General features: G+C 31.8%; 22 protein-coding genes. 10 read left to right on the top strand and 12 right to left on the bottom strand.

Annotated elements, in window-relative coordinates; genetic code table 11:
- Window positions 1–7: 7 nt before the first annotated feature.
- Together AC3IPI_RS01035 and AC3IPI_RS01030 are read right to left on the bottom strand one after the other, a co-directional pair.
- Window positions 8–766 (bottom strand): hypothetical protein, encoded by a 759-nt coding sequence (locus AC3IPI_RS01035; RefSeq protein ID WP_489156559.1) that lies wholly within the window; start codon window positions 764–766, stop codon window positions 8–10.
- A 132-nt stretch (window positions 767–898) separates the two neighbouring features.
- Window positions 899–1,861, bottom strand: coding sequence for a hypothetical protein (locus AC3IPI_RS01030; protein WP_489156557.1), 963 nt, complete (start codon window positions 1,859–1,861; stop codon window positions 899–901).
- Between the two features lie 103 nt (window positions 1,862–1,964).
- On the opposite strand from AC3IPI_RS01030, the gene AC3IPI_RS01025 reads away from it, so the two are divergent.
- Window positions 1,965–2,711: an LA_2272 family surface repeat-containing protein gene (locus AC3IPI_RS01025; RefSeq protein ID WP_489156555.1), complete on the top strand. Its 747-nt coding sequence runs from the start codon at window positions 1,965–1,967 to the stop codon at window positions 2,709–2,711.
- 2 nt (window positions 2,712–2,713) lie between these two features.
- Window positions 2,714–3,331 (top strand): hypothetical protein, encoded by a 618-nt coding sequence (locus AC3IPI_RS01020; protein ID WP_489156553.1) that lies wholly within the window; start codon window positions 2,714–2,716, stop codon window positions 3,329–3,331.
- Window positions 3,332–3,408: 77 nt separating this feature from the next.
- Here the strand turns inward: AC3IPI_RS01020 and AC3IPI_RS01015 are convergent, their stop codons facing one another.
- From AC3IPI_RS01015 to AC3IPI_RS01000, 4 genes are all read right to left on the bottom strand, one after another.
- Window positions 3,409–5,544 carry a polyribonucleotide nucleotidyltransferase gene (locus AC3IPI_RS01015; RefSeq protein ID WP_489156551.1) on the bottom strand — a complete coding sequence of 712 codons (2,136 nt, stop codon included), beginning with the start codon at window positions 5,542–5,544 and terminating at the stop codon, window positions 3,409–3,411.
- A 154-nt stretch (window positions 5,545–5,698) separates the two neighbouring features.
- Window positions 5,699–5,965: a 30S ribosomal protein S15 gene (gene rpsO / locus AC3IPI_RS01010; protein ID WP_039111513.1), complete on the bottom strand. Its 267-nt coding sequence runs from the start codon at window positions 5,963–5,965 to the stop codon at window positions 5,699–5,701.
- 88 nt (window positions 5,966–6,053) lie between these two features.
- Window positions 6,054–7,004, bottom strand: a complete 951-nt coding sequence (locus tag AC3IPI_RS01005) for an energy transducer TonB (RefSeq protein ID WP_489156548.1) — start codon at window positions 7,002–7,004, stop codon at window positions 6,054–6,056.
- Between the two features lie 39 nt (window positions 7,005–7,043).
- Entirely contained in the window at window positions 7,044–7,499 is a 456-nt protein-coding gene (locus AC3IPI_RS01000) for a GAF domain-containing protein (RefSeq protein WP_489156546.1), read from the bottom strand.
- Between the two features lie 71 nt (window positions 7,500–7,570).
- On the opposite strand from AC3IPI_RS01000, the gene xrtF reads away from it, so the two are divergent.
- The 8 genes from xrtF to AC3IPI_RS00960 all read left to right on the top strand — a co-directional run bounded on the left by xrtF (window position 7,571) and on the right by AC3IPI_RS00960 (window position 14,634).
- Window positions 7,571–8,107: an exosortase family protein XrtF gene (xrtF, locus tag AC3IPI_RS00995; RefSeq protein WP_489156544.1), complete on the top strand. Its 537-nt coding sequence runs from the start codon at window positions 7,571–7,573 to the stop codon at window positions 8,105–8,107.
- Window positions 8,097–8,540, top strand: a complete 444-nt coding sequence (locus AC3IPI_RS00990) for an exosortase F system-associated membrane protein (RefSeq protein ID WP_323488793.1) — start codon at window positions 8,097–8,099, stop codon at window positions 8,538–8,540. The genes xrtF and AC3IPI_RS00990 overlap by 11 nt, the downstream gene beginning before the upstream one ends.
- A 61-nt stretch (window positions 8,541–8,601) precedes the next feature.
- Window positions 8,602–9,432 carry an ATP cone domain-containing protein gene (locus tag AC3IPI_RS00985; protein WP_489156542.1) on the top strand — a complete coding sequence of 277 codons (831 nt, stop codon included), beginning with the start codon at window positions 8,602–8,604 and terminating at the stop codon, window positions 9,430–9,432.
- 43 nt (window positions 9,433–9,475) lie between these two features.
- Window positions 9,476–10,831 carry an MBL fold metallo-hydrolase gene (locus tag AC3IPI_RS00980; RefSeq protein WP_489156540.1) on the top strand — a complete coding sequence of 452 codons (1,356 nt, stop codon included), beginning with the start codon at window positions 9,476–9,478 and terminating at the stop codon, window positions 10,829–10,831.
- Between the two features lie 72 nt (window positions 10,832–10,903).
- Entirely contained in the window at window positions 10,904–11,305 is a 402-nt protein-coding gene (locus AC3IPI_RS00975) for an HYC_CC_PP family protein (protein WP_039111605.1), read from the top strand.
- Between the two features lie 73 nt (window positions 11,306–11,378).
- Window positions 11,379–13,385, top strand: coding sequence for a TonB-dependent receptor plug domain-containing protein (locus AC3IPI_RS00970; RefSeq protein WP_489156538.1), 2,007 nt, complete (start codon window positions 11,379–11,381; stop codon window positions 13,383–13,385).
- 45 nt (window positions 13,386–13,430) lie between these two features.
- Window positions 13,431–13,820 carry a heavy-metal-associated domain-containing protein gene (locus AC3IPI_RS00965; protein ID WP_489156537.1) on the top strand — a complete coding sequence of 130 codons (390 nt, stop codon included), beginning with the start codon at window positions 13,431–13,433 and terminating at the stop codon, window positions 13,818–13,820.
- Window positions 13,821–13,950: 130 nt separating this feature from the next.
- Window positions 13,951–14,634: a DedA family protein gene (locus AC3IPI_RS00960; protein ID WP_489156535.1), complete on the top strand. Its 684-nt coding sequence runs from the start codon at window positions 13,951–13,953 to the stop codon at window positions 14,632–14,634.
- 196 nt (window positions 14,635–14,830) lie between these two features.
- Here the strand turns inward: AC3IPI_RS00960 and groL are convergent, their stop codons facing one another.
- From groL to AC3IPI_RS00930, 6 genes are all read right to left on the bottom strand, one after another.
- Window positions 14,831–16,459 carry a chaperonin GroEL gene (gene groL / locus AC3IPI_RS00955; RefSeq protein ID WP_039111504.1) on the bottom strand — a complete coding sequence of 543 codons (1,629 nt, stop codon included), beginning with the start codon at window positions 16,457–16,459 and terminating at the stop codon, window positions 14,831–14,833.
- A 75-nt stretch (window positions 16,460–16,534) separates the two neighbouring features.
- On the bottom strand, window positions 16,535–16,894 hold the full coding sequence (locus AC3IPI_RS00950) for a four helix bundle protein (RefSeq protein WP_086895115.1): 360 nt from the start codon (window positions 16,892–16,894) through the stop codon (window positions 16,535–16,537).
- An 82-nt stretch (window positions 16,895–16,976) separates the two neighbouring features.
- Window positions 16,977–17,252: a co-chaperone GroES gene (locus AC3IPI_RS00945; protein WP_035623321.1), complete on the bottom strand. Its 276-nt coding sequence runs from the start codon at window positions 17,250–17,252 to the stop codon at window positions 16,977–16,979.
- A 142-nt stretch (window positions 17,253–17,394) separates the two neighbouring features.
- A complete protein-coding gene (gene secG, locus AC3IPI_RS00940; protein ID WP_039111503.1) occupies window positions 17,395–17,736 on the bottom strand; it encodes a preprotein translocase subunit SecG in 342 nt (113 codons plus the stop codon).
- Between the two features lie 3 nt (window positions 17,737–17,739).
- A complete protein-coding gene (locus AC3IPI_RS00935; RefSeq protein ID WP_489156531.1) occupies window positions 17,740–18,777 on the bottom strand; it encodes a tetratricopeptide repeat protein in 1,038 nt (345 codons plus the stop codon).
- A gap of 102 nt (window positions 18,778–18,879) precedes the next feature.
- Window positions 18,880–19,383, bottom strand: a complete 504-nt coding sequence (locus tag AC3IPI_RS00930; RefSeq protein ID WP_086895117.1) for an LptE family protein — start codon at window positions 19,381–19,383, stop codon at window positions 18,880–18,882.
- Between the last annotated feature and the right edge of the window lie 6 nt (window positions 19,384–19,389).

Genomic DNA, 19,389 nt, shown 5'->3' with positions numbered 1-19,389 from the left:
GAATACATTAGTTAGAGGGAGTACTGTTGATTTCTTTTATTAGATTTTCAATGAAAATTTTCTTATCCGATTCCTCTAACTGAGAATAGTTATTGTAATAATTCTTTATTTTACTTTTAGACTCGGGAAATATTTTGATAATATCACTTTTGGAACTTATTTTATAATAGTTGCCTTTGTGTTTTAGGATAAAATCATTCTTCTCAATAAATTCATCAAATGTATTTTGGTTAGCTACATCAGAAATTCTTTTATTATCAATAATCTTTCCTCTGTTTTTATGATGTTTAATATAAAGAACATCATCTGGAGAATAAATAATTTCTTGATAATAACCATTCATGTAGTCTGGACATGTAGGATTGTTGTAGTTTACATTAATAAAATTTTTATGATTAATGCTAAAACTAGCTGTTTTTTCTTTTATGACATTAATTCCTAGGTAGTCAAATTCGCCAGTGGCTTTTAAGACCAGAACATCATTATTAACATCGTATTTAAGATCAAGGTTATTATAGTCTTGACCTTCATAGTTAAGATTTCCAATACTAAAGTTATTTGAAAAATAATAACTATGGCTGTTATCTATTGTTCTGTAATAGTTCACATGGCGTGAGCCATTGTATATTGCTAAATTTTCTTTACCTATGGCTTTATCAAACAAATTATATATAGAAGTTTCTTTGTTTGTTTGAGAATGTAAAGCATTAATGCTTATGATAACGCCTAGTAATAGTAATGTTAGTTTGTTTTGGGAATTTTTCAACTGTATCTTTTGATATAAAGTTAATTTCTTGCTTAATTTCAAAAGTATTAAAAAAATGTTATAAATATCACGTAAATGTGTTAAATAGTAATAAAATAACTACTCCAAAAACTATAAAAAATGATTATTCCTTTAAAACAGTAGGTCTACCTGAGAATTTATTTTTTCGATATAATAATCTATTTTTCGATTGGCTCGATTGTAGAATGAATTTTGCTCTTTGATTCCCGAAGCGCCCAAAGACTTTGAGTTGATAATTTGCTGCTTAAAGAATTGATGTACATTTTTGCAACTATCTACATTATCAGTAATAAAATAACCGAGTAAGGTATAAGGAACAAACATGGTTAGTTTTTCTTCGGTTTCTATGAGCATATTATTGTTTAATAATATTAACTCGTTGTAGTATATAGTGAAATTAGAATTTGGTTTATTGCCTTTTTCCTGAATAGAATTGATGATTCTTTTTAAGTCTTTACAAAGAGCATTTGCATTTTTTAAGTTAAGTAAGCCAGCCTCATAAAAGTATAAAATTTGTTGTAGACTACTGTTTATTGTAGTGTCATTCCATACCTCATTTACAATAGCATTATCATAAACATTTTTCAATTTTTGCATATATTCTGTAAAGGATTCTTCGATTACAAAATTTTCAAAAGTAACTTTCTTTTGATTCGTATTTAAAAGATTCAGCCACACAAATGCTTTGAATTTAGATAAAATGGTTCCGTCCATAAAATAAAACAGTGGAATATCCTTGGCAGAATAAAAAAGGGTCGTTTTTGGATTTTTAGTTAAAAACTCAATTTGTTCTGCTGAAGTTTTGAAATACTGAAGCATATCTTTTAATGTTTCTATTTCAATTGTTTTCTCTACAATAACTTTTTCTTTTTTTGAGAATAAATTATCTAACGAAATATTAAAATGATCCGCTAGTTTGATAGTTTCATCTATCGAAAATTTACTTTTTTCAGATATTCTTCGGTGTGATGCATCGTAACTAATTTCTAATACAGAAGCAACTTCGTCTATTAAAGAAGCTGATTTTGGAACTTTACTTCGAATGGCTTTTAATAATGATTCTTGGTATTTCATAATTTGCGATAATCACAAATATAAGAAATGGTTTTATTGATTTAAGCAAATTCATGTGTGATAATTGCAATAGGTTTGTCCTGTAATTTTAAAACAATGATTTATGAAAACGTCAATTTTAGTATTCCTGTTTTTTGCATTTGGATTTATTCATGCTCAGGATACAATCCAGATTCATACAGTTGATTCCGTAAAAACACATTCGCAGATTTTTAGTCTTTCGCCAATTTCTAAAAAAGTAGATCAAGTAAATGGACTTGTGTTTGGTCTTGGTCATATCAATAATAAAAATATAGAGCATCAAACAATTAATGGGATAAATATAGAAGCAAACCCGGCACCAGCCGCTGGAGCATTATATGCTTTTATATCGTTAATGTATCTGCCAGAAATCATTAAGAATAATAAAAAGTACCATGTTGTTAAAGAACCGAATGAGGTTTATAAAATTAAGAATATGAGCTATACTCCTTATTTAAAATTGAATGGCTTAAATCTTAGTTCAGGTTGCTTTTTTACAACAGCAAGCATGAATGGCTTAAATATTTCGGCAGGAAACAAGTTCAATGATTTTAATGGATTTTCGGTTACTGTTTTAGGAACAATTGCTGATAATCAGAACGGATTGTCGATAGGTGTTTATAATGCTAATAATGATTTAATTGGTTCAACAATTGGAGTTTATAATCAATCGTATGAGTTGAAGGGATTGCATTTGGGAGTTTTTAATCAGGCACAAATTAATAGAGGATTACAGATTGGTGTTTTTAATAAATCAAATTCTAAAGGTTTTCAGTTAGGGCTTTGGAATGTGAATAATAAAAGGTCGATGCCTTTTTTAAATTGGTAGTTATGAGAAGTTTTTTATTCCTATTCATTCTTCTGTTCTCAGAATTTGCATTCTCACAAAATGATTCTCAAGATTACTCGGATGATTATGAAAGAATTTATATTGAAGCTGGTTTTGTTCAGCCAATCGGGAAACTTTCGGATAAGTTTGATTTATCGCCCTCATTTGGTTTTTGGTTTAGAAATAAACTGAATCGGGAAGATTTTATAGATTTTGGGTTTAATTTTTTTATACCTAAAAGACCAGTAGAGCCTGATTTTGAATATCGAGATTCTATTGTTCAATACAAGTCAAGTCATTTTGCGATAAATATTGGAACTCGTTTTGCAAAAGTTGTTCCTTTATCTATGCGAAAAAAAGATTTTAATTTAGAATGGAATTCTGGAATTGGTTTGGCTTTAAATTTTTATAAAGCGCCAGACGAATTAGATTTTGAAGATGGAGAACATACAAAAGAAGTTTTAACTACATTTTACCTTTCGCAAGGAATTAAGCTCAATTATAAAAATATTGGATTACAATGTCATTATCAATGGTCTCCTTATGGATTGTTTAATGATAAGGTTGAGAAAGATTTTGGATCACAGAGTTTAATGTTCGGAATTGTTTATCGACAATAGCTAAAAACGAAAAACCCCAATTCAACTAAATGAATTGGGGTTTTCTATGAATAAACCTTTAGTAAACTAAGATCTGATTACTCTTTTTTCTCCTCACGTGGAGGTCTTGGAAGAAGTGCTTTTCTAGACACTTTTTCTTTTCTAGTTTTAGGATCAAGTCCAAGGTATTTAACTTGGAATACATCTCCCATGTTTACTACATCAGTAACGTTTTCTGTACGTTCCCAAGCTAGCTCAGATACGTGAAGTAAAACTTCATTTCCTGGTGCAGCAGTATATTCTACTACAGCTCCAAAATCAAGCATTTTAATTACTTTAACTTCGTAAGCTTCGCCCATTTGAGGTTTGAAAGTAATAGATTGAATTTTAGCTAAAACTGCTTCAATTCCTGCAGGATCTGTACCTAAGATTTCGATAACACCTTGTTCATCAACTTCGTTGATTACAATAGTTGTTCCAGTAGCTTTTTGTAATTCTTGAATTACTTTTCCTCCAGGTCCAATTAATGCTCCAATAAAGTTTCCAGGAATAGTTCTAGTGATGATTTTTGGAGAGTGTGCTTTAACGTCTGCTCTTGGAGCAGCAATAGTCTCAGTTAATTTTCCTAAAATGTGTAAACGTCCTTCACGTGCTTGCCCTAAAGCTTGCTCCATGATGTCGTAACGTAAACCATCAATTTTAATATCCATTTGACAAGCTGTAATACCGTCAGCAGTTCCAGTTACTTTAAAGTCCATATCACCTAAGTGATCTTCATCACCTAAAATGTCAGACAATACAGCAAACTTTTCACCGTCAGTAATTAATCCCATAGCAATTCCAGAAACTGGTTTTACCATTTGAACTCCAGCATCCATCAAAGCCATTGTACCAGCACAAACTGTAGCCATAGAAGAAGAACCATTAGATTCTAAAACTTCAGATACAATACGGATAGTATAAGGACAATCAGCAGGGATCATGTTTTTTAAAGCTCTTTGAGCTAAGTTACCGTGACCAACTTCTCTTCTTGAAGTTCCTCTTAGAGGTTTAGCTTCACCAGTTGAGAAAGGAGGGAAGTTATAGTGTAAATAGAATTTCTCTTCACCTTGCTCAGATGGAGAATCAATTTGGTTAGCTTCTCTAGAAGTTCCTAAAGTTACAGTTGCCAAAGCTTGAGTTTCTCCACGTGTAAATAAAGAAGAACCGTGAACTCTTGGTAAATAATCAATTTCACACCAGATTGGTCTGATATCTGTTGTTTTTCTACCATCTAAACGAACACCTAATTCTAATACTACGTTACGAACAGCTTCTTTGTTTGTTTTGTAGAAATATTTAGAAACTAAATCTCCATCAGCAGCTAATTCTTCTTCAGTAAATAAAGCTTTTACTTCTTCTTTTACTTCAGCAAATGCAGCAGTTCTTTCGTGTTTAGCCGAACCAACTTTTGCAATAGCATAAATTTTATCGTATGCTGCAGCTTTTACTTTTTTGTAAATTTCTTCGTTTTCTTTCTCACCTTCGTAAGTACGAATTTCTTTTTTACCAAAAGCAGCTTGCAAACGTAATTGTGCTTGGATTTGAACTTTAATAGCTTCGTGAGCAAATTTAATTGCTTCTACCATTTCAGCTTCTGAAATTTCTTTCATCTCTCCTTCAACCATCGCAACTGAGTCCATAGAAGCTCCAATCATCATGTCGATGTCAGATTTTGCTAAGTCTTCTCTACTTGGGTTAATTACAAATTTTCCGTCAATACGTGCAACACGTACTTCAGAAATTAAGTTGTAAAAAGGAATGTCTGAAACTGCCAATGCTGCAGATGCAGCTAAACCAGCTAAAGCATCAGGCATAACAGTTTCGTCATGAGACATTAATTGAATCATAACTTGTGTTTCAGCATGGTAATCATCTGGGAAAAGCGGACGTAAAACACGGTCAACTAATCTCATTGTTAATACCTCGCTATCGCTTGGACGAGCTTCTCTCTTAAAGAAACCTCCTGGGAAACGACCAGCTGCTGCAAATTTTTCGCGATAATCTACCGTTAATGGTAAAAAATCAACATTTGGGTTAGCGCTACGTGCAGATACTGCTGTTGCAAGTATCATCGTATCGCCCATTCTTACTACTACAGAACCATCAGCTTGTTTAGCTAAGCGTCCTGTCTCGATTGTGATGCTTCTGCCATCACCTAAATCGATTTTTTCTACAAATAATTGTGGAATCATAAATTTTTCCTTATTGGTTATACAATGGGTTTTAGTTGTGTTGTAGTTGTTGTTGTGCGTAGTTAATGCCTAAAACCCAATGAAAAACCAAACTTTTTTTCTTTGTTTGTGTAAAAACAAAAAGAGGCACTCTCGCACCTCTTTTTTATATTGATTATTTTCTGATATTCAATACTTTGATAATCTCACGATATCTGTTGATTTCTTTTTTCTTCAAGTAATCTAACAAAGCTCTTCTTTTACCTACTAAAAGTACAAGTGAACGCTCAGTGTTATAATCGTGACGATTTTTTTTCAAGTGTTCAGTTAAGTGTGAAATTCTGTAAGTGAACAATGCGATTTGACCTTCAGCTTTTCCAGTGTTTGTAACATCACCGTGTTGTGCAAAAATCTCTTCCTTTTTTTCTTTAGTTAAATACATTCCAATATTATTTAATGATTTTTATGTATGTCATACAACTTTTGTAAGACGGGTGCAAAAATAGTACTTTTTTCTCTAAAAATAAATTTTATTGAGTATTTTTTCTAATTGTTATAGGTAATGAATAGCTAACTCGGCTTGGAATGCCTCTTATTAAGCCCGGATTCCATTTTCCAGCATTTGTAATTGTGGTTATTGCCTTTAGATTTAAATCGTAGCCAAGTCCTCTTAAAATTCTTGGTTCAATCAGGTTTCCTTCCTTGTCTATAACGAAATAAATATACATTTTTCCTAAAAATCTATTTTCAGAAGTATCTAAATTTTGTGATATGTATTTGTAAAATGATTCCATTCCGGATTTAGGCACGGGTTTTTGAAAGACAACTTTATAATGATGTCCGATTTGTAAGGAATCAATGCTTGTTCCTGATTTTAATTTTCCGTTTTCATAAATCTCTGTAAAAGTGTATTGACTTTTTATACTTTTTCCCTTCCAGATTCCGTCAGGAAAACCATCTTTTATTTTTCCGCTTTGTTCAATGTTTTCATTTACCTCTTTAAGTTCGCCGTTACCATTTATCACAGTTTGTTCTTTTTCGGGATTCCAAAAGTTATTTACTTTAAACTGAACTTCTCTTTTTTTTTCAAAATATTCAAGCTCAGATTTCGGGTTTCCGTTTTCATACCAATTAAACTCTTTTCCAGTTTTTTTTCTATTTGAATAATTGACGGAGAGTTTTTTATTCCCATTTTCGTAATAATAAATATAAGGTCCTTCTTCTTTGATAATGTCCTTGTCAGTTGTACCACCAATCATTTGCAAGGTTTTTGATTTGTAGTAATCCTTAACGATATAAATTTTTTTATCATCAGAGTAATAATCTTTAATGACTCTTATATATTTATAGTTTTCAGACGTTGTTTCTAGCCAAGTAGAATCGAGATAAACAATTTTATCTGAAGAAATTGCCGTTTGTGTTTGTGCAAACAGTTTTGTCGAAATAGTGAGAAAAAAGAAAACGCGTAAAATTAGTTTCATAAAAGAGTTTAAAAGTAAAGTTACGCGAATGTATTATTTTTAGTACAATTTTGCAACTTCCAAATTTACAAACTCTAAAAATCTTTCGTCAGCTTCTGTAAAAGGGTCAATAACGTGACTATCAATATCAATTTGACCAATATTTACTCCGTCAACAAATAAAGGAACCACGATTTCAGATTTTACAGTAAAGCTACAAGCAATATAATTGTCTTGAGCAGCTACATCTGGAACTACAAAATTCTCGTTAGAAACAGCAACTTGTCCACAAATTCCTTTTCCAAATGGAATTACAGTATGATCAGTTTCAGCTCCTACATACGGTCCTAAATGCAATGTTTTATTTTCGTGATTGGCAAAATAAAATCCAACCCAGTTATAATAGTCAACATTATTGCTTAATAATTGACAAATGTTTAATAGTTTTTCGTCTCTAGACTGATTTGTATCTGCTACAATTGCAGTTATTTTTGGTTGTAATTCCTGAAAAGTCATCTTATTTAGTTTTTATACAAAAGTATTTAAAGCCAAATTCAAAAAATACATAAATTTGTTAAAAATTTCTCTTGAAAAAATATTTAATCCAGTACAAGCCTTTTCTTCTTTTTATAGGTACATTTTTTGGGACTTATATTCTATTGACATTAGTTTATCAATTCTATTTAGGTAGTTTTGAGAATGATAAAATAGATGGAATAACAAAATTAGTAGGTAATCATACCGAGTGGTTGTTGCAATTATTTAATAATGATGCTAGGGTTGATGAAATTTCCTCAGAGCCATATTTACAGATATTCTACAATCAGGAAGTAGTTGCTGTAATTGTAGAAGGCTGTAATGCGATTAGCGTGATTATTTTGTTTGTCGCTTTTATAGTCGCTTTTTCAGGTAAATTAAAGCCGACATTGTTTTATATTTTAGGAGGAAGTCTTTTTATTTATATTCTTAATATTTGCCGAATCGCTTCATTAGCAGGATTGTTATATTATTTCCCAGAGAAAACACATCTCTTACATGGTGTGCTTTTTCCATTGGTTATTTATGGAGTAGTTTTTATTTTGTGGATTATTTGGGTAAGTAAATTTTCAAAATATGCTAAATAATATTCTTCAAAATAAATCAAGAATTTTTCTCTTAATTGTGTTTGTGTTTCTTCTGGTAGGCATAAGAGCATACGAAAATCAATTATTTTATGATCCTTTTCTCGTTTATTTTGAGAGAGATTATAAAGAACTTCCTCTGCCTGAATTCAATTCGATTCAATTGTTCTTGGGATTGTTATTTAGATATTTCTTAAATACGATTATATCATTGGGAATAATTTATGTCATTTTTAGAGAAACAGAACTGGTTAAGTTTGCTTTGGTTTTATATGTTCTGTTTTTTCTTATCCTCATTATTGCTTTCTATTGTATTGTTTATTTTTATGGCAACCATAATAATTTGATTCTTTTTTATGTACGTCGTTTTTTAATTCAACCTATTCTTATACTGTTGTTTATTCCTGGATTTTATTATCAAAAAATAAATAAATAGCCCTTTTTTTGTACCTTTATTAGTCGATTTGTATTTGTTTAATTTTCAAATCAAAAAATAAATGAGAGTTGTAAAAAAATCAGGAGATACTGTTGTTTTTGATAGAAAGAAATTAGAGAAATCTCTTTTGAATTCTGGTGCAAATCAATCAGTTGTTCAGGATGTTTTACAAATGATAGAGAAAGAAATGTACGAGGGGATTTCGACCAAGAGAATCTATAAGATGGCTTTTAAATTGTTAAGAAAAATATCCCATTCGCATGCGGCACGTTATAACCTAAAAGAAGCCATTCAGTTATTAGGACCTGCTGGTTTTTACTTCGAAAAATATATTGCCAGACTTTTTTCTAAAGAAAATTATGAAACAAAGACTAATTTGACTTTGCAAGGCAAATGTGTTACTCATGAAATAGATGTCCTGATAAAAAAGAATGATGTTATTGCAATGGTAGAGTGTAAGTTTCATATGGGAAAAGAAGCATCTACAGATGTAAAAGTGCCAATGTATATTCTATCCCGATTTAATGATATTAAAGAAAGGAAACATCCTGTTTTTACAGACAAAGATGTTATCTCAGAGTGTTGGATAGTTACCAATAATCGATTTACATTGGATGCGATGACTTTTGGAGCGTGTTCAGGATTAAATTTATTAAGTTGGGATTATCCTGCAAATAATAACTTGAGAACAAAGAATGAGAATAATAATCTATATCCTATAACTTGTTTAACCACACTAGCCTTGGCCGAAAAGGATAAATTATTGGCTTTGGATGTGATTTTGGTTAAAGAATTGTTGAATAACCGCAGTTGTTTAGAAGAAATTGGATTGAGTTCTCAAAGAATAATAAGTGTTACAAAAGAAGCCTCAGAATTATGTAGGTATTCTTGAAAGTATTGCTTTTTGTTGTCGGTGTAATTTAAATTCAAATAAAATGAAAGTCAAATTCATTGGAGGTGCGGGAACAGTAACAGGTTCCAAAACGTTGATTGAGAGTAATGGGGTTAGAATTTTAATTGATTGTGGGCAGTTTCAGGGGATAAAACCTTTACGGGAACTCAACTGGGAACCTTTGCCTATTTTACCTTCAACTATAGATTTTGTGTTGCTTACACATGGACATTTAGATCATTGTGGTTGGTTGCCGAGATTGGTATACCAGGGATTTAAAGGGAAAATATATTGTTCTGGCCCTACAAAAGAAATAGCCAAGCTTATTCTTCTGGATAGTGCTAAGATTCAGGAAGAAGAAGCTAATAAAGCTAACGAAGAGCAATATTCTAAACATGAAATAGCAGAACCACTTTATACTGTGGAACAAGCCAGGAAAGTCTTTCCGCTTTTTAGAGTGGTAACAATAAATGAACCATCTTTTTTAGAAGCAGATATTTCGGCAGTTTTTTTTACTGCGGGACATATTATGGGAGCTTGTAGCATTGCATTAACGGTTGAGAAAAAAACACTAGTTTTTTCGGGAGATATTGGTCGTGATAATGATGTACTGTTATATCCTCCAGAAAAACCTAAAACTGCTGATTATATATTTTTAGAAAGTACCTACGGAAACCGATTGCATCCAGATACCGATGCTAAAGATGAACTCGAAAAATACATCAATGCTACATTTCAGAAAAAGGGAACAGTTATCATTCCTAGTTTTGCTGTAGAGCGAGCACAAAGTGTAATGTATTTGTTGTGGCAGCTTAAGAAAGAAGGTAGGATTCCGAATATTCCTTATATTATTGATACACCAATGGGAATTAGTGCCTTAGAAATCTTTATGAATAATAGAGAATGGCATAAATTAACGATGGAAGAATGTACAGGTATGGCCAAAATGTTTTCTCTAGTTTCGGATTATCAGGAAACGATGGATGTTATTTATAATAAAAGTACAAAGGTTATTATTGCTGCAAGCGGAATGGCAACAGGAGGAAGGGTTCTAAATTATTTTGAACATTATATCGGATTGCGTGAAACAACGGTAATTATTGTTGGTTATCAAGCCGAAGGAACTCGTGGTAGAAAGTTATTAGAAGGTGATAATGAAATTAAAATTAGAGGTAAATATTTCCCCGTTAAAGCTAAGATTTTAGAAATAGCGGGACTTTCTGCTCATGGTGATCAGGATGATTTGCTCCTTTGGCTTTCGGCATTAGAAAATAAGCCTAAAAAAGTTTTTCTGGTTCATGGAGAAAATGTTCCTGCAGATGCGCTTCGTATAAAAATTAAAGAGAAATACGGTTTTAATTGTTCTATTCCTTTAATGGGGCAGGAGTTTGACTTGTAAAAGGTGCTTTTTGAAATTTTTAACAAGAATTTGATTTTAAGAATTGATTATAATGCTAATTTTGCAGACGATATGAATATAAAAAAATGCACTAGTTTATTTTTAGCATTTCTACTATTGGTTTGCAATGTAGGACTAGCTTTTGATGTGCATTATTGTGGTGACAAATTAGCTTCAATTTCATTAAACAAAACTGTAGAAGCTCCACCAACAAAAACATGTTGTGGAATTACTTCCGAAAAAAAATCATCTTGCTGCAAAGACAAAGTAGTTCATTTTGAGAAAAAGTCAGATACAGCTACGATTAAAACATTCTTGTTTCAGTTTGATTTTCCTTTTACACTACAAGAATTTAAAACTGTTGCGTTTTTCTCTATTCCGAGTTTTAAAAACAAACAGATAATTGCATATTATAGCGATGCTCATGCACCTCCGCTATTTAAACTCTATCACCAATATATATTTTACGCCTGATTTTAATGTTTTTTTAAAGTCAAATCATTCAGTATGGTTTGAATCTACTTTTTTAAACATTAAAATTATTCTCATGAAAAAAAATATAGCACTTTTTGCTATGCTTTTGCTTTGTATTCCTGTTTTTGCGCAAGAAAAATTGGAAGAAGTTAAGATTACTAAAAAGCAAAAAGGAATTAAAAAATCATATACACTTACAGGAAATACTTCGCTTATAACAAGTAAAGAATTGCTTAAAGCAGCTTGTTGTAATCTTGCCGAAAGTTTTGAAACTAATCCATCTATTGATGTTAACTTTTCGGATGCATTAACGGGAACGAAGCAAATTAAAATGTTGGGGCTTACGAGTCCATATTTAATGATTACTGAAGAGAATGTTCCATCAGTTCGTGGAGCTTCTCAAGCCTATGGAATGTCATTTACACCAGGAACTTGGGTCGAAAGTATTCAGATAACCAAAGGAGCTGGAAGTGTTGTAAATGGTTATGAAAGTATTTCTGGACAAATAAACACAGAGTTGTTAAAGCCGATGAATGACATCCCATTCTTTTTGAATGCTTATGGCTCTGCCGATTCTCGTTTTGAATTAAATACCCATTTTACTAAGCAACTTTCGGATAAATGGGCAACAAGTTTGTTGGTTCATGGTAATGCGCGTGTTGCAAAAACCGATATGAATGATGATGGATTTATGGATAATCCATTAGCGAAGCAAATCAATATTTTAAATCGTTATCAATATACTAATGCCGAGAAAGGTTGGGTTGGTTTTGTTAATCTTAGATATATGAATGACAAAAAGCAAACTGGAGAGCTTGACTTTGATAAAGATCGGGATAAAGGCACAACCAATTATTGGGGATCTGAAATAAATACAGAGCGAATTGATGTTTCGACCAAAATAGGTTATGTTTTTCCAGATATGCCTTTTCAGAGTATTGGTTTTCAGAACGCATTTAATAGTCATAATCAGAAATCTTACTATGGTTTAAATGATTATAATATCAAGCAGAATAGTTATTATTCTAATTTGATTTTTAATTCGATTATCGATAATACCAAGAACAAATTTGCAGCAGGATTAAACTTTACATACGATCAATATCAGGAGTTTGTGAATGTAACTGATTATAGCCGAATCGATAATTCTGTTGGAGCTTTCTTTGAATATACGTATGACAACTCTGATAACTTCAGTATTATTTTAGGCGGAAGAATAGATAACCATAATCGGTTGGGAACTTTTGTAACACCACGTTTGCATGTAAGGTACAACCCTTGGGAAAAAGCAGTTTTGAGATTTTCGGCAGGAAGAGGAAAACGTTCGGCTAATATTTTTGCCGAGAATCAGCAACTCTTTGCTAGTTCAAGAGTATTCTCGATTCTTGATAATAGCGGTAAAATTTACGGAATGAATCCTGAGATCGCTTGGAATTATGGGTTGAGCTTTTCACAAAGATTTTCTCTTTTTGATAGACATGCCGAAGTTGTTTTTGATTTATACAGAACCGATTTTCAAAATCAGGTTGTTGTAGATGTAATGCAAAGTCCACAGGAAGTTTTATTCTATAATTTAAATGGAAAATCATATGCTAATAGTCTGCAAGTTGAGTTTAATTATGAATTATTAAAGAATTTTAATTTCCGTTCGGCTTATAAGTATTATGATATTCGAACAGATTATTTGTCTGGAAATTACGCAAGACCGTTACAGGCAAAACATCGTTTTTTTGGTAATCTGGAATATGAAACAAATCTTGTTGACGGAAAGCAATGGAAAATGGACTATACTTTTAATTGGATTGGACAACAGCAATTGCCAAACACAGCTTCAAATCCAGAAAAGGATAGATTGCCTGAGTTTTCACCTTCATACTCTTTGATGAATGCACAAGTGACAAGAGTTTTTTCGGATACTTTTGAAGTGTATGTAGGAGGGGAGAATATTGGAAATTACCGACAAGACAAGGCTATCTTAGGAAGTGATAATCCGTTTGGACCAGATTTTGATGCGTCGATTGTCTATGCTCCGGTTTTTGGACAAATGTATTATGCAGGATTACGATTTAAAATAAAATAAAAACAACTTAAATATAATTTAATAAACCCTTAAAAATAAAACAAAATGAAATCGAAGATTTATGAACTCCCAAAAAATAATAGAAAAATGATGAGTAATAATATAATAATAGTTTTACTAGTGACTCTTTTCTCATTTGCTGCTCAGGCACAAGAGAAAAAGAATAAGAATGCAAAATACGAGACAGAGGTAAGTGGTAATTGCGAGGATTGTAAAAAGCGAATAGAAAAAGCAGCTTTTAGTGTTTCGGGAGTGAAATCGGCAACATGGGATATTAGTACCCATAAATTAAATTTAATCTTGAATGAAGAGAAAACTTCACTTGTAGATGTGAAAAATGCTATTGCCAAAGTAGGTCATGATACTGATGCAGCGAAGACTACGCAAGATGTTTATGATGGACTTCCGACGTGTTGCCAATATGAAAGAAAATAATATTAGAGAACAAGTGTGAATTTGACTTTTTATAGCGTTAATAAAACTTTAAAATATGCCAATTTATTGTGGCTAAACTAATTTATTATTACTTTCACCAACTTATAAATTTAACGAATAAATCGCTTATATGAATAATTTTGATTGGACTCAATTAATCAATCCTGAGTTTTATATTACCCTTACCATTGGTGGATTTCAAATTGGTTTATACATTGTTATATTTATAGTTTTTGCCGAAACAGGACTTTTTGCAGGTTTCTTTTTACCAGGTGATAGCTTACTTTTTTTAGCAGGAATTTATAGCCGTGATTTAATCCAGAATATGGTTTATATCGAAAGCGACTTTATAAATGTTTTTTTGCTCTCTTTAATGGTGGCTGTTTCTGGAATTTTTGGTAATATGACTGGATATTGGTTTGGAGCCAAAAGCGGTTATTATTTATTTAAAAAAGAAGATACATTTTGGTTTAAGAAAAAATACTTGTTACAATCAAAAGATTTCTTTGAAAAATACGGAGGTAAAGCTATAATCTATGCTCGTTTTTTACCAATTTTTAGAACATTTGCTCCTATAGTTGCAGGAATTGTATCTATGGACAAAAAGAAATTTATGTTCTACAATATTTTAAGTTCATTTTTATGGGCTTTCATTCTGATATTTTCAGGACACTATCTTTACGGTGTGTTTTTGAAACAAGGAGTTGACTTAAAGCAGCATATTGAATACATCATTATAATTATTGTTATCATAACGACTTTTCCAGTTTTAATGAAACTACTAAAGAAAAGACCAGCAGATAAAATACAATAGATATTAAAACTAAGAAATCCGAAGCTTAAACTTCGGATTTTTTTTATTTATGATTGTTATCATAACAACTTTTTAGCTTTAATAAATTGCTAAAGAAGTGATAGTAGAAAAAATACGATAGGTGTTAAAACAAAAAATCCGAAGCTATAAACTTCGGATTTTTTTATTTCGGGACTTTTGTAAGTCAGAAAGGATATTACATCATTCCTGGCATACCTCCACCCATTGGGTTTCCGCCTCCATTATCTTCTTTAATATCGATCAAAGCACATTCAGTAGTTAAGATCATACCTGCTACAGAAGCAGCATTTTCTAAAGCAACACGAGTTACTTTTTTAGGATCGATAATTCCTGCTTTAAGCATATCTACATACTCGTCAGTTTTAGCATTGTATCCAAAATCACCAGAACCTTCGGCAACTTTAGCAACAACTACAGAACCTTCAAGACCTGCGTTTTCAACGATAGTTCTTAACGGAGCTTCTACAGCACGAGACACGATTTGAATACCTGTAGCTTCATCAGCATTGTCAGCTTTGATTTCGCTTAAAGCGTTTTTAGCTCTTAACAAAGCAACTCCACCACCAGCAACAATTCCTTCTTCAACAGCAGCACGAGTAGCATGTAATGCATCATCAACTCTGTCTTTTTTCTCTTTCATTTCTACTTCAGATGCAGCACCAACATAAAGTACAGCAACACCACCAGCTAATTTAGCTAAACGTTCCTGTAATTTTTCTTTGTCATAATCAGAAGTTGTAGCTTCCATTTGACCTTTAATTTGGTTTACACGATTTTTGATCATGTCAGCTTCACCAGCACCACTTACAATTGTAGTGTTATCTTTATCGATAGTTACTTTTTTAGAAGTACCTAGCATTTCGATTGTAGTGTTTTCTAAAGTATAACCTCTTTCTTCAGAGATTACAGTTCCGCCAGTTAAGATAGCGATATCTTCAAGCATTGCTTTTCTTCTGTCTCCAAAACCAGGTGCTTTTACAGCAGCAATTTTAAGAGCTCCACGTAATTTGTTAACTACAAGAGTTGATAAAGCTTCTCCGTCAACATCTTCAGCAATAATTAATAATGGTTTTCCTGATTGAGCTACTGGCTCTAAAACTGGTAAAAGTTCTTTTAAAGAAGAAACTTTTTTGTCGTACAAAAGGATATATGGATTCTCTAATTCTACTTCCATTTTTTCAGGATTTGTAACGAAATATGGAGAAAGGTATCCTCTGTCAAATTGCATTCCTTCTACAACATCTACGAAAGTATCTGTTCCTTTTGCTTCTTCAACAGTAATAACACCTTCTTTTCCTACTTTTGCGAAAGCAGTAGCGATTAACTCACCAATTACTTCGTCGTTATTTGCAGAAATAGAGGCAATTTGTTTTATTTTTTCAGAATCACTTCCAACTACTTTAGCTTGTTTAGCTAAGTCGGCAACGATAGCTTCAACAGCTTTGTCGATACCACGTTTTAAATCCATTGGGTTAGCTCCGGCAGCTACGTTTTTCAAACCTTCTTTTACAATCGCTTGAGCTAAAACTGTAGCAGTTGTAGTACCATCTCCAGCTAAATCATTAGTTTTTGACGCTACTTCTTTAACCATCTGAGCTCCCATATTTTCTAATGGGTCTTTTAATTCGATTTCTTTAGCAACTGTAACACCATCTTTAGTTACGTTTGGTCCACCAAAAGATTTTCCGATGATTACGTTACGACCTTTTGGTCCTAAAGTTACTTTTACTGCATTTGCCAATGCATCAACACCACGTTTTAATCCGTCACGTGCTTCAATATCAAATTTTATATCTTTTGCCATTTTTGTTTTTAGATTTAGGCAGTATGCTTTAGGCTTTAAGCTAGGCTCATACTGCTGATTAATTTTGTTTTTTATTTAAATAGAATTGATTAAAGCTTTTTTTAAATTGTAAATTTTGCTTTTAATTATGTTTATCTCCTTTTCAAGAGGTTCATATAATTCAATACTAATGTAATTTAAATCTTTTGAGAGTAATAGTAAATATTCTGTTTCATTGGCAGAACCCAAAGCAATATTGAGAAACTGATTAAATTCTTTGTCGCTATTTCTTCCACATCCTTCACTAATATTTGTAGGTATTGACGAGGATGCTCTTCGAATCTGACTTGTTAATCCATACAATTCTTCTTTTGGGTATATAGAAGTAATTTTATATAGTTTTAAAGTAAAAGAATGACTTAACTGCCAGACATCATATTTCTTAAAATCTCTCATTTTTTTTTTCGCATTAAGCTTTAGGTAATATATTTTAAGCAACTGAGGAAGCTTAAAGCCTACAGCTTATAGCGTAAAGTCTTTAGATTATCGCTAAGATATCATCTTCACGCATAATCAAATAATCAATTCCTTCATGTTTTAATTCTGTTCCTGCATATTTACCATAAAGAACTGTATCTCCAATTTTCACAGTCATAGTATGGTCTTTAGTACCATTACCTACGGCTACAACAGTTCCTTTTTGTGGTTTTTCTTTGGCAGTATCTGGAATAAAAATCCCTGACGCAGTTTTAGTTTCAGCAGCAACTGGCTCAATAAGTACGCGATCTGAAAGCGGTTTAATGTTTAAAGTCATGATTTTATAATTATGTTATGTTTATAATTTTGTTTGCTTATAAACTTTCAGAAACTATGCCACCTTAAAAAAACTGACATTATTTCTTATAAAAAATGCCAGCTTTGACAGGCTGGCATTTCTATATTTTATAAAGAATGTATTATTTTGCTGGGTTTGTCGCAGCAGGTGCTTCTTGTGCTGGAGCTGCAGGCGTAGTGACTGGAGCTGTAGTTGTAGATTTCTCGATAATTTTAGATTCTACATCGCTTAATGAACCAGTAAAACTTAAACTAGAAAGTAAGATTAATGCAATTAAAATTGTAGCCAAAGTCCAAGTACTTTTGTCTAAAAAGTCAGTTGTTTTTTGAACTCCACCTAACATTTGAGATCCACTTATTGTTGAAGATAATCCACCACCTTTAGGGTTTTGAACCATGATTACTACGATCAATAGAAAACATACTATTGTGATTAAAACTAAAAAAATTGAAAATGTGCTCATTGTTTAATTATTATTGTTATTTTGTTGTAATGTCTTAATATCCGAAATACGGTCTGCAAAGAAACTAATTTTTTCTGGATATTTCAAAATTAATATTTCATATGCTTGTATTGCTTTTGTATATTTCTTTTGTTCTAAATATACTCTGGCTAAAGTCTCTGTCATTAAATAGGTATTATCGTCCTTGTTAATGTCTATCTGTATGTTTGCTGCAACTGTTGTGGTTTGTTTTACAGGAGATATTTTTGGGCTTGTTTCAATAAATTTATCTATTAACTCAGCTTTTTTCTTTTTCTCTTCATCAATTTCGATTATAGAAGAATCAATTTCAACTGGTTTTACTTGTTTCTCTTCTTCCTTTTCTTCTTTTTCTTTCTTTTCCTCGTTTTTTACTTCGATTTTTACTTCTTTCTTTTCCTCTTTTCGCTCAATAGGCTCAGTTCTGGAAAGTTGAAGCCATTCTTGAAAAGAATGTTTTTCGCTTTTTGAAAAATCTAAAGGTTTTCCTATTTCCAGATTCTCTTCAGCAGTTTCTATAGCTTCAGTACTTTCTATCGTTTCTAAGGATTCTACAGTTTCTAAGATTTCTTCAGAAGTATTTACATTTCCCTCAATATTTGGAATAGAAGATTCTTTTATAGAAGTAAGAATAGAGCGCTCAATAGGGTCTATTAATTTAGGTTCTACCTTTTCTATAAAATCTTCCAGAGCAACGACTTCAGGTAAAATATGTTCGCTATCAACAACATCTATGTCCAAAAGAGCCAAAGCTTTTTTGTCATAATACTCTTTTTGAATGATCGAAAAAGTTTCGGATGTTATAAAATCAAATAAAATAGCTCTATCTGTTGTATGTGCAGCGGTAACTTTTAAGGCGTAATTATACTTAAAGCTGTTTTGACTGTAAAGCCCTTTTAATCGTAATGCTCTTGCACTCTGAAAATATGGAAATTCATTCAATACATTGCCTAATGCTTCCGTTTGCTTTTCTGTAATAGCATCGGGTCTGTTTATTAGGTATGTATAATCGTTAACATTCATTATTTTAAAATTGTTTAACTGTTTATTCGTTGAATTGTTTATTTGTATACTCGTTTTTTTTGAATCGAATTAACGATTAACCAATTAAACGAATCAACCTTTTTACCATTTTGCCAACGACTCATTAAATATATCTTGGGTAATACGGTCGAAAATTTCTTTAAGAGCCGTGTCTAATACAGATCCTACAAGTTGATCTTGTGCAGGGTAATCATAATAGAATTCAAAAGATTTTTCGAAATCGTCAGTTTCTTTCTTTTTATTAGTGAATCGTACGTTTACACGAATTTTTAATCTGTTTTGAGATGCTTGTTGATCTGCTGTTGCAGTCATTGGGCTAATTCTGTAATCGGTAATTTCTCCTTCATATACTAAATCACCACCTGTACTTACTAAATTCAGGTTAGTTTGATTTTGGATAAGATCCTGTAATTGTAAAGTGAAAGTACGATCCAGTCCTGGCTGAATTAAATCAGCATTATTCTGGAAGTAATTAACTTGAAATGTTTTTGCATCAATTTTTCCTGTTCCTGTAAAGTTGTAAACAGAACAACTACTAAAAGTGAAAAGAATTGCAATTATAATTAGGTACTGTATGTTTTTCATTTTATT

The organism is Flavobacterium sp. GL_143, assembly GCF_057834355.1.
Note: the sequence above shows the minus strand (reverse complement) of the source record. Positions and strands in the feature narration are given on the sequence as shown.

What these genes read in the sequence shown, in the direction of transcription:
- AC3IPI_RS01030 (WP_489156557.1), bottom strand. Translation starts at nt 1,861, where the DNA reads ATGAAATACCAAGAATCATTATTAAAAGCCATTCGAAGTAAAGTTCCA.
- AC3IPI_RS01025 (WP_489156555.1), top strand. Translation starts at nt 1,965, where the DNA reads ATGAAAACGTCAATTTTAGTATTCCTGTTTTTTGCATTTGGATTTATT.
- AC3IPI_RS01020 (WP_489156553.1), top strand. Translation starts at nt 2,714, where the DNA reads ATGAGAAGTTTTTTATTCCTATTCATTCTTCTGTTCTCAGAATTTGCA.
- AC3IPI_RS01015 (WP_489156551.1), bottom strand. Translation starts at nt 5,544, where the DNA reads ATGATTCCACAATTATTTGTAGAAAAAATCGATTTAGGTGATGGCAGA.
- rpsO (WP_039111513.1), bottom strand. Translation starts at nt 5,965, where the DNA reads ATGTATTTAACTAAAGAAAAAAAGGAAGAGATTTTTGCACAACACGGT.
- AC3IPI_RS01005 (WP_489156548.1), bottom strand. Translation starts at nt 7,004, where the DNA reads ATGAAACTAATTTTACGCGTTTTCTTTTTTCTCACTATTTCGACAAAA.
- AC3IPI_RS01000 (WP_489156546.1), bottom strand. Translation starts at nt 7,499, where the DNA reads ATGACTTTTCAGGAATTACAACCAAAAATAACTGCAATTGTAGCAGAT.
- AC3IPI_RS00990 (WP_323488793.1), top strand. Translation starts at nt 8,097, where the DNA reads ATGCTAAATAATATTCTTCAAAATAAATCAAGAATTTTTCTCTTAATT.
- AC3IPI_RS00985 (WP_489156542.1), top strand. Translation starts at nt 8,602, where the DNA reads ATGAGAGTTGTAAAAAAATCAGGAGATACTGTTGTTTTTGATAGAAAG.
- AC3IPI_RS00980 (WP_489156540.1), top strand. Translation starts at nt 9,476, where the DNA reads ATGAAAGTCAAATTCATTGGAGGTGCGGGAACAGTAACAGGTTCCAAA.
- AC3IPI_RS00975 (WP_039111605.1), top strand. Translation starts at nt 10,904, where the DNA reads ATGAATATAAAAAAATGCACTAGTTTATTTTTAGCATTTCTACTATTG.
- AC3IPI_RS00970 (WP_489156538.1), top strand. Translation starts at nt 11,379, where the DNA reads ATGAAAAAAAATATAGCACTTTTTGCTATGCTTTTGCTTTGTATTCCT.
- AC3IPI_RS00965 (WP_489156537.1), top strand. Translation starts at nt 13,431, where the DNA reads ATGAAATCGAAGATTTATGAACTCCCAAAAAATAATAGAAAAATGATG.
- AC3IPI_RS00960 (WP_489156535.1), top strand. Translation starts at nt 13,951, where the DNA reads ATGAATAATTTTGATTGGACTCAATTAATCAATCCTGAGTTTTATATT.
- groL (WP_039111504.1), bottom strand. Translation starts at nt 16,459, where the DNA reads ATGGCAAAAGATATAAAATTTGATATTGAAGCACGTGACGGATTAAAA.
- AC3IPI_RS00950 (WP_086895115.1), bottom strand. Translation starts at nt 16,894, where the DNA reads ATGAGAGATTTTAAGAAATATGATGTCTGGCAGTTAAGTCATTCTTTT.
- AC3IPI_RS00945 (WP_035623321.1), bottom strand. Translation starts at nt 17,252, where the DNA reads ATGACTTTAAACATTAAACCGCTTTCAGATCGCGTACTTATTGAGCCA.
- secG (WP_039111503.1), bottom strand. Translation starts at nt 17,736, where the DNA reads ATGAGCACATTTTCAATTTTTTTAGTTTTAATCACAATAGTATGTTTT.
- AC3IPI_RS00935 (WP_489156531.1), bottom strand. Translation starts at nt 18,777, where the DNA reads ATGAATGTTAACGATTATACATACCTAATAAACAGACCCGATGCTATT.
- AC3IPI_RS00930 (WP_086895117.1), bottom strand. Translation starts at nt 19,383, where the DNA reads ATGAAAAACATACAGTACCTAATTATAATTGCAATTCTTTTCACTTTT.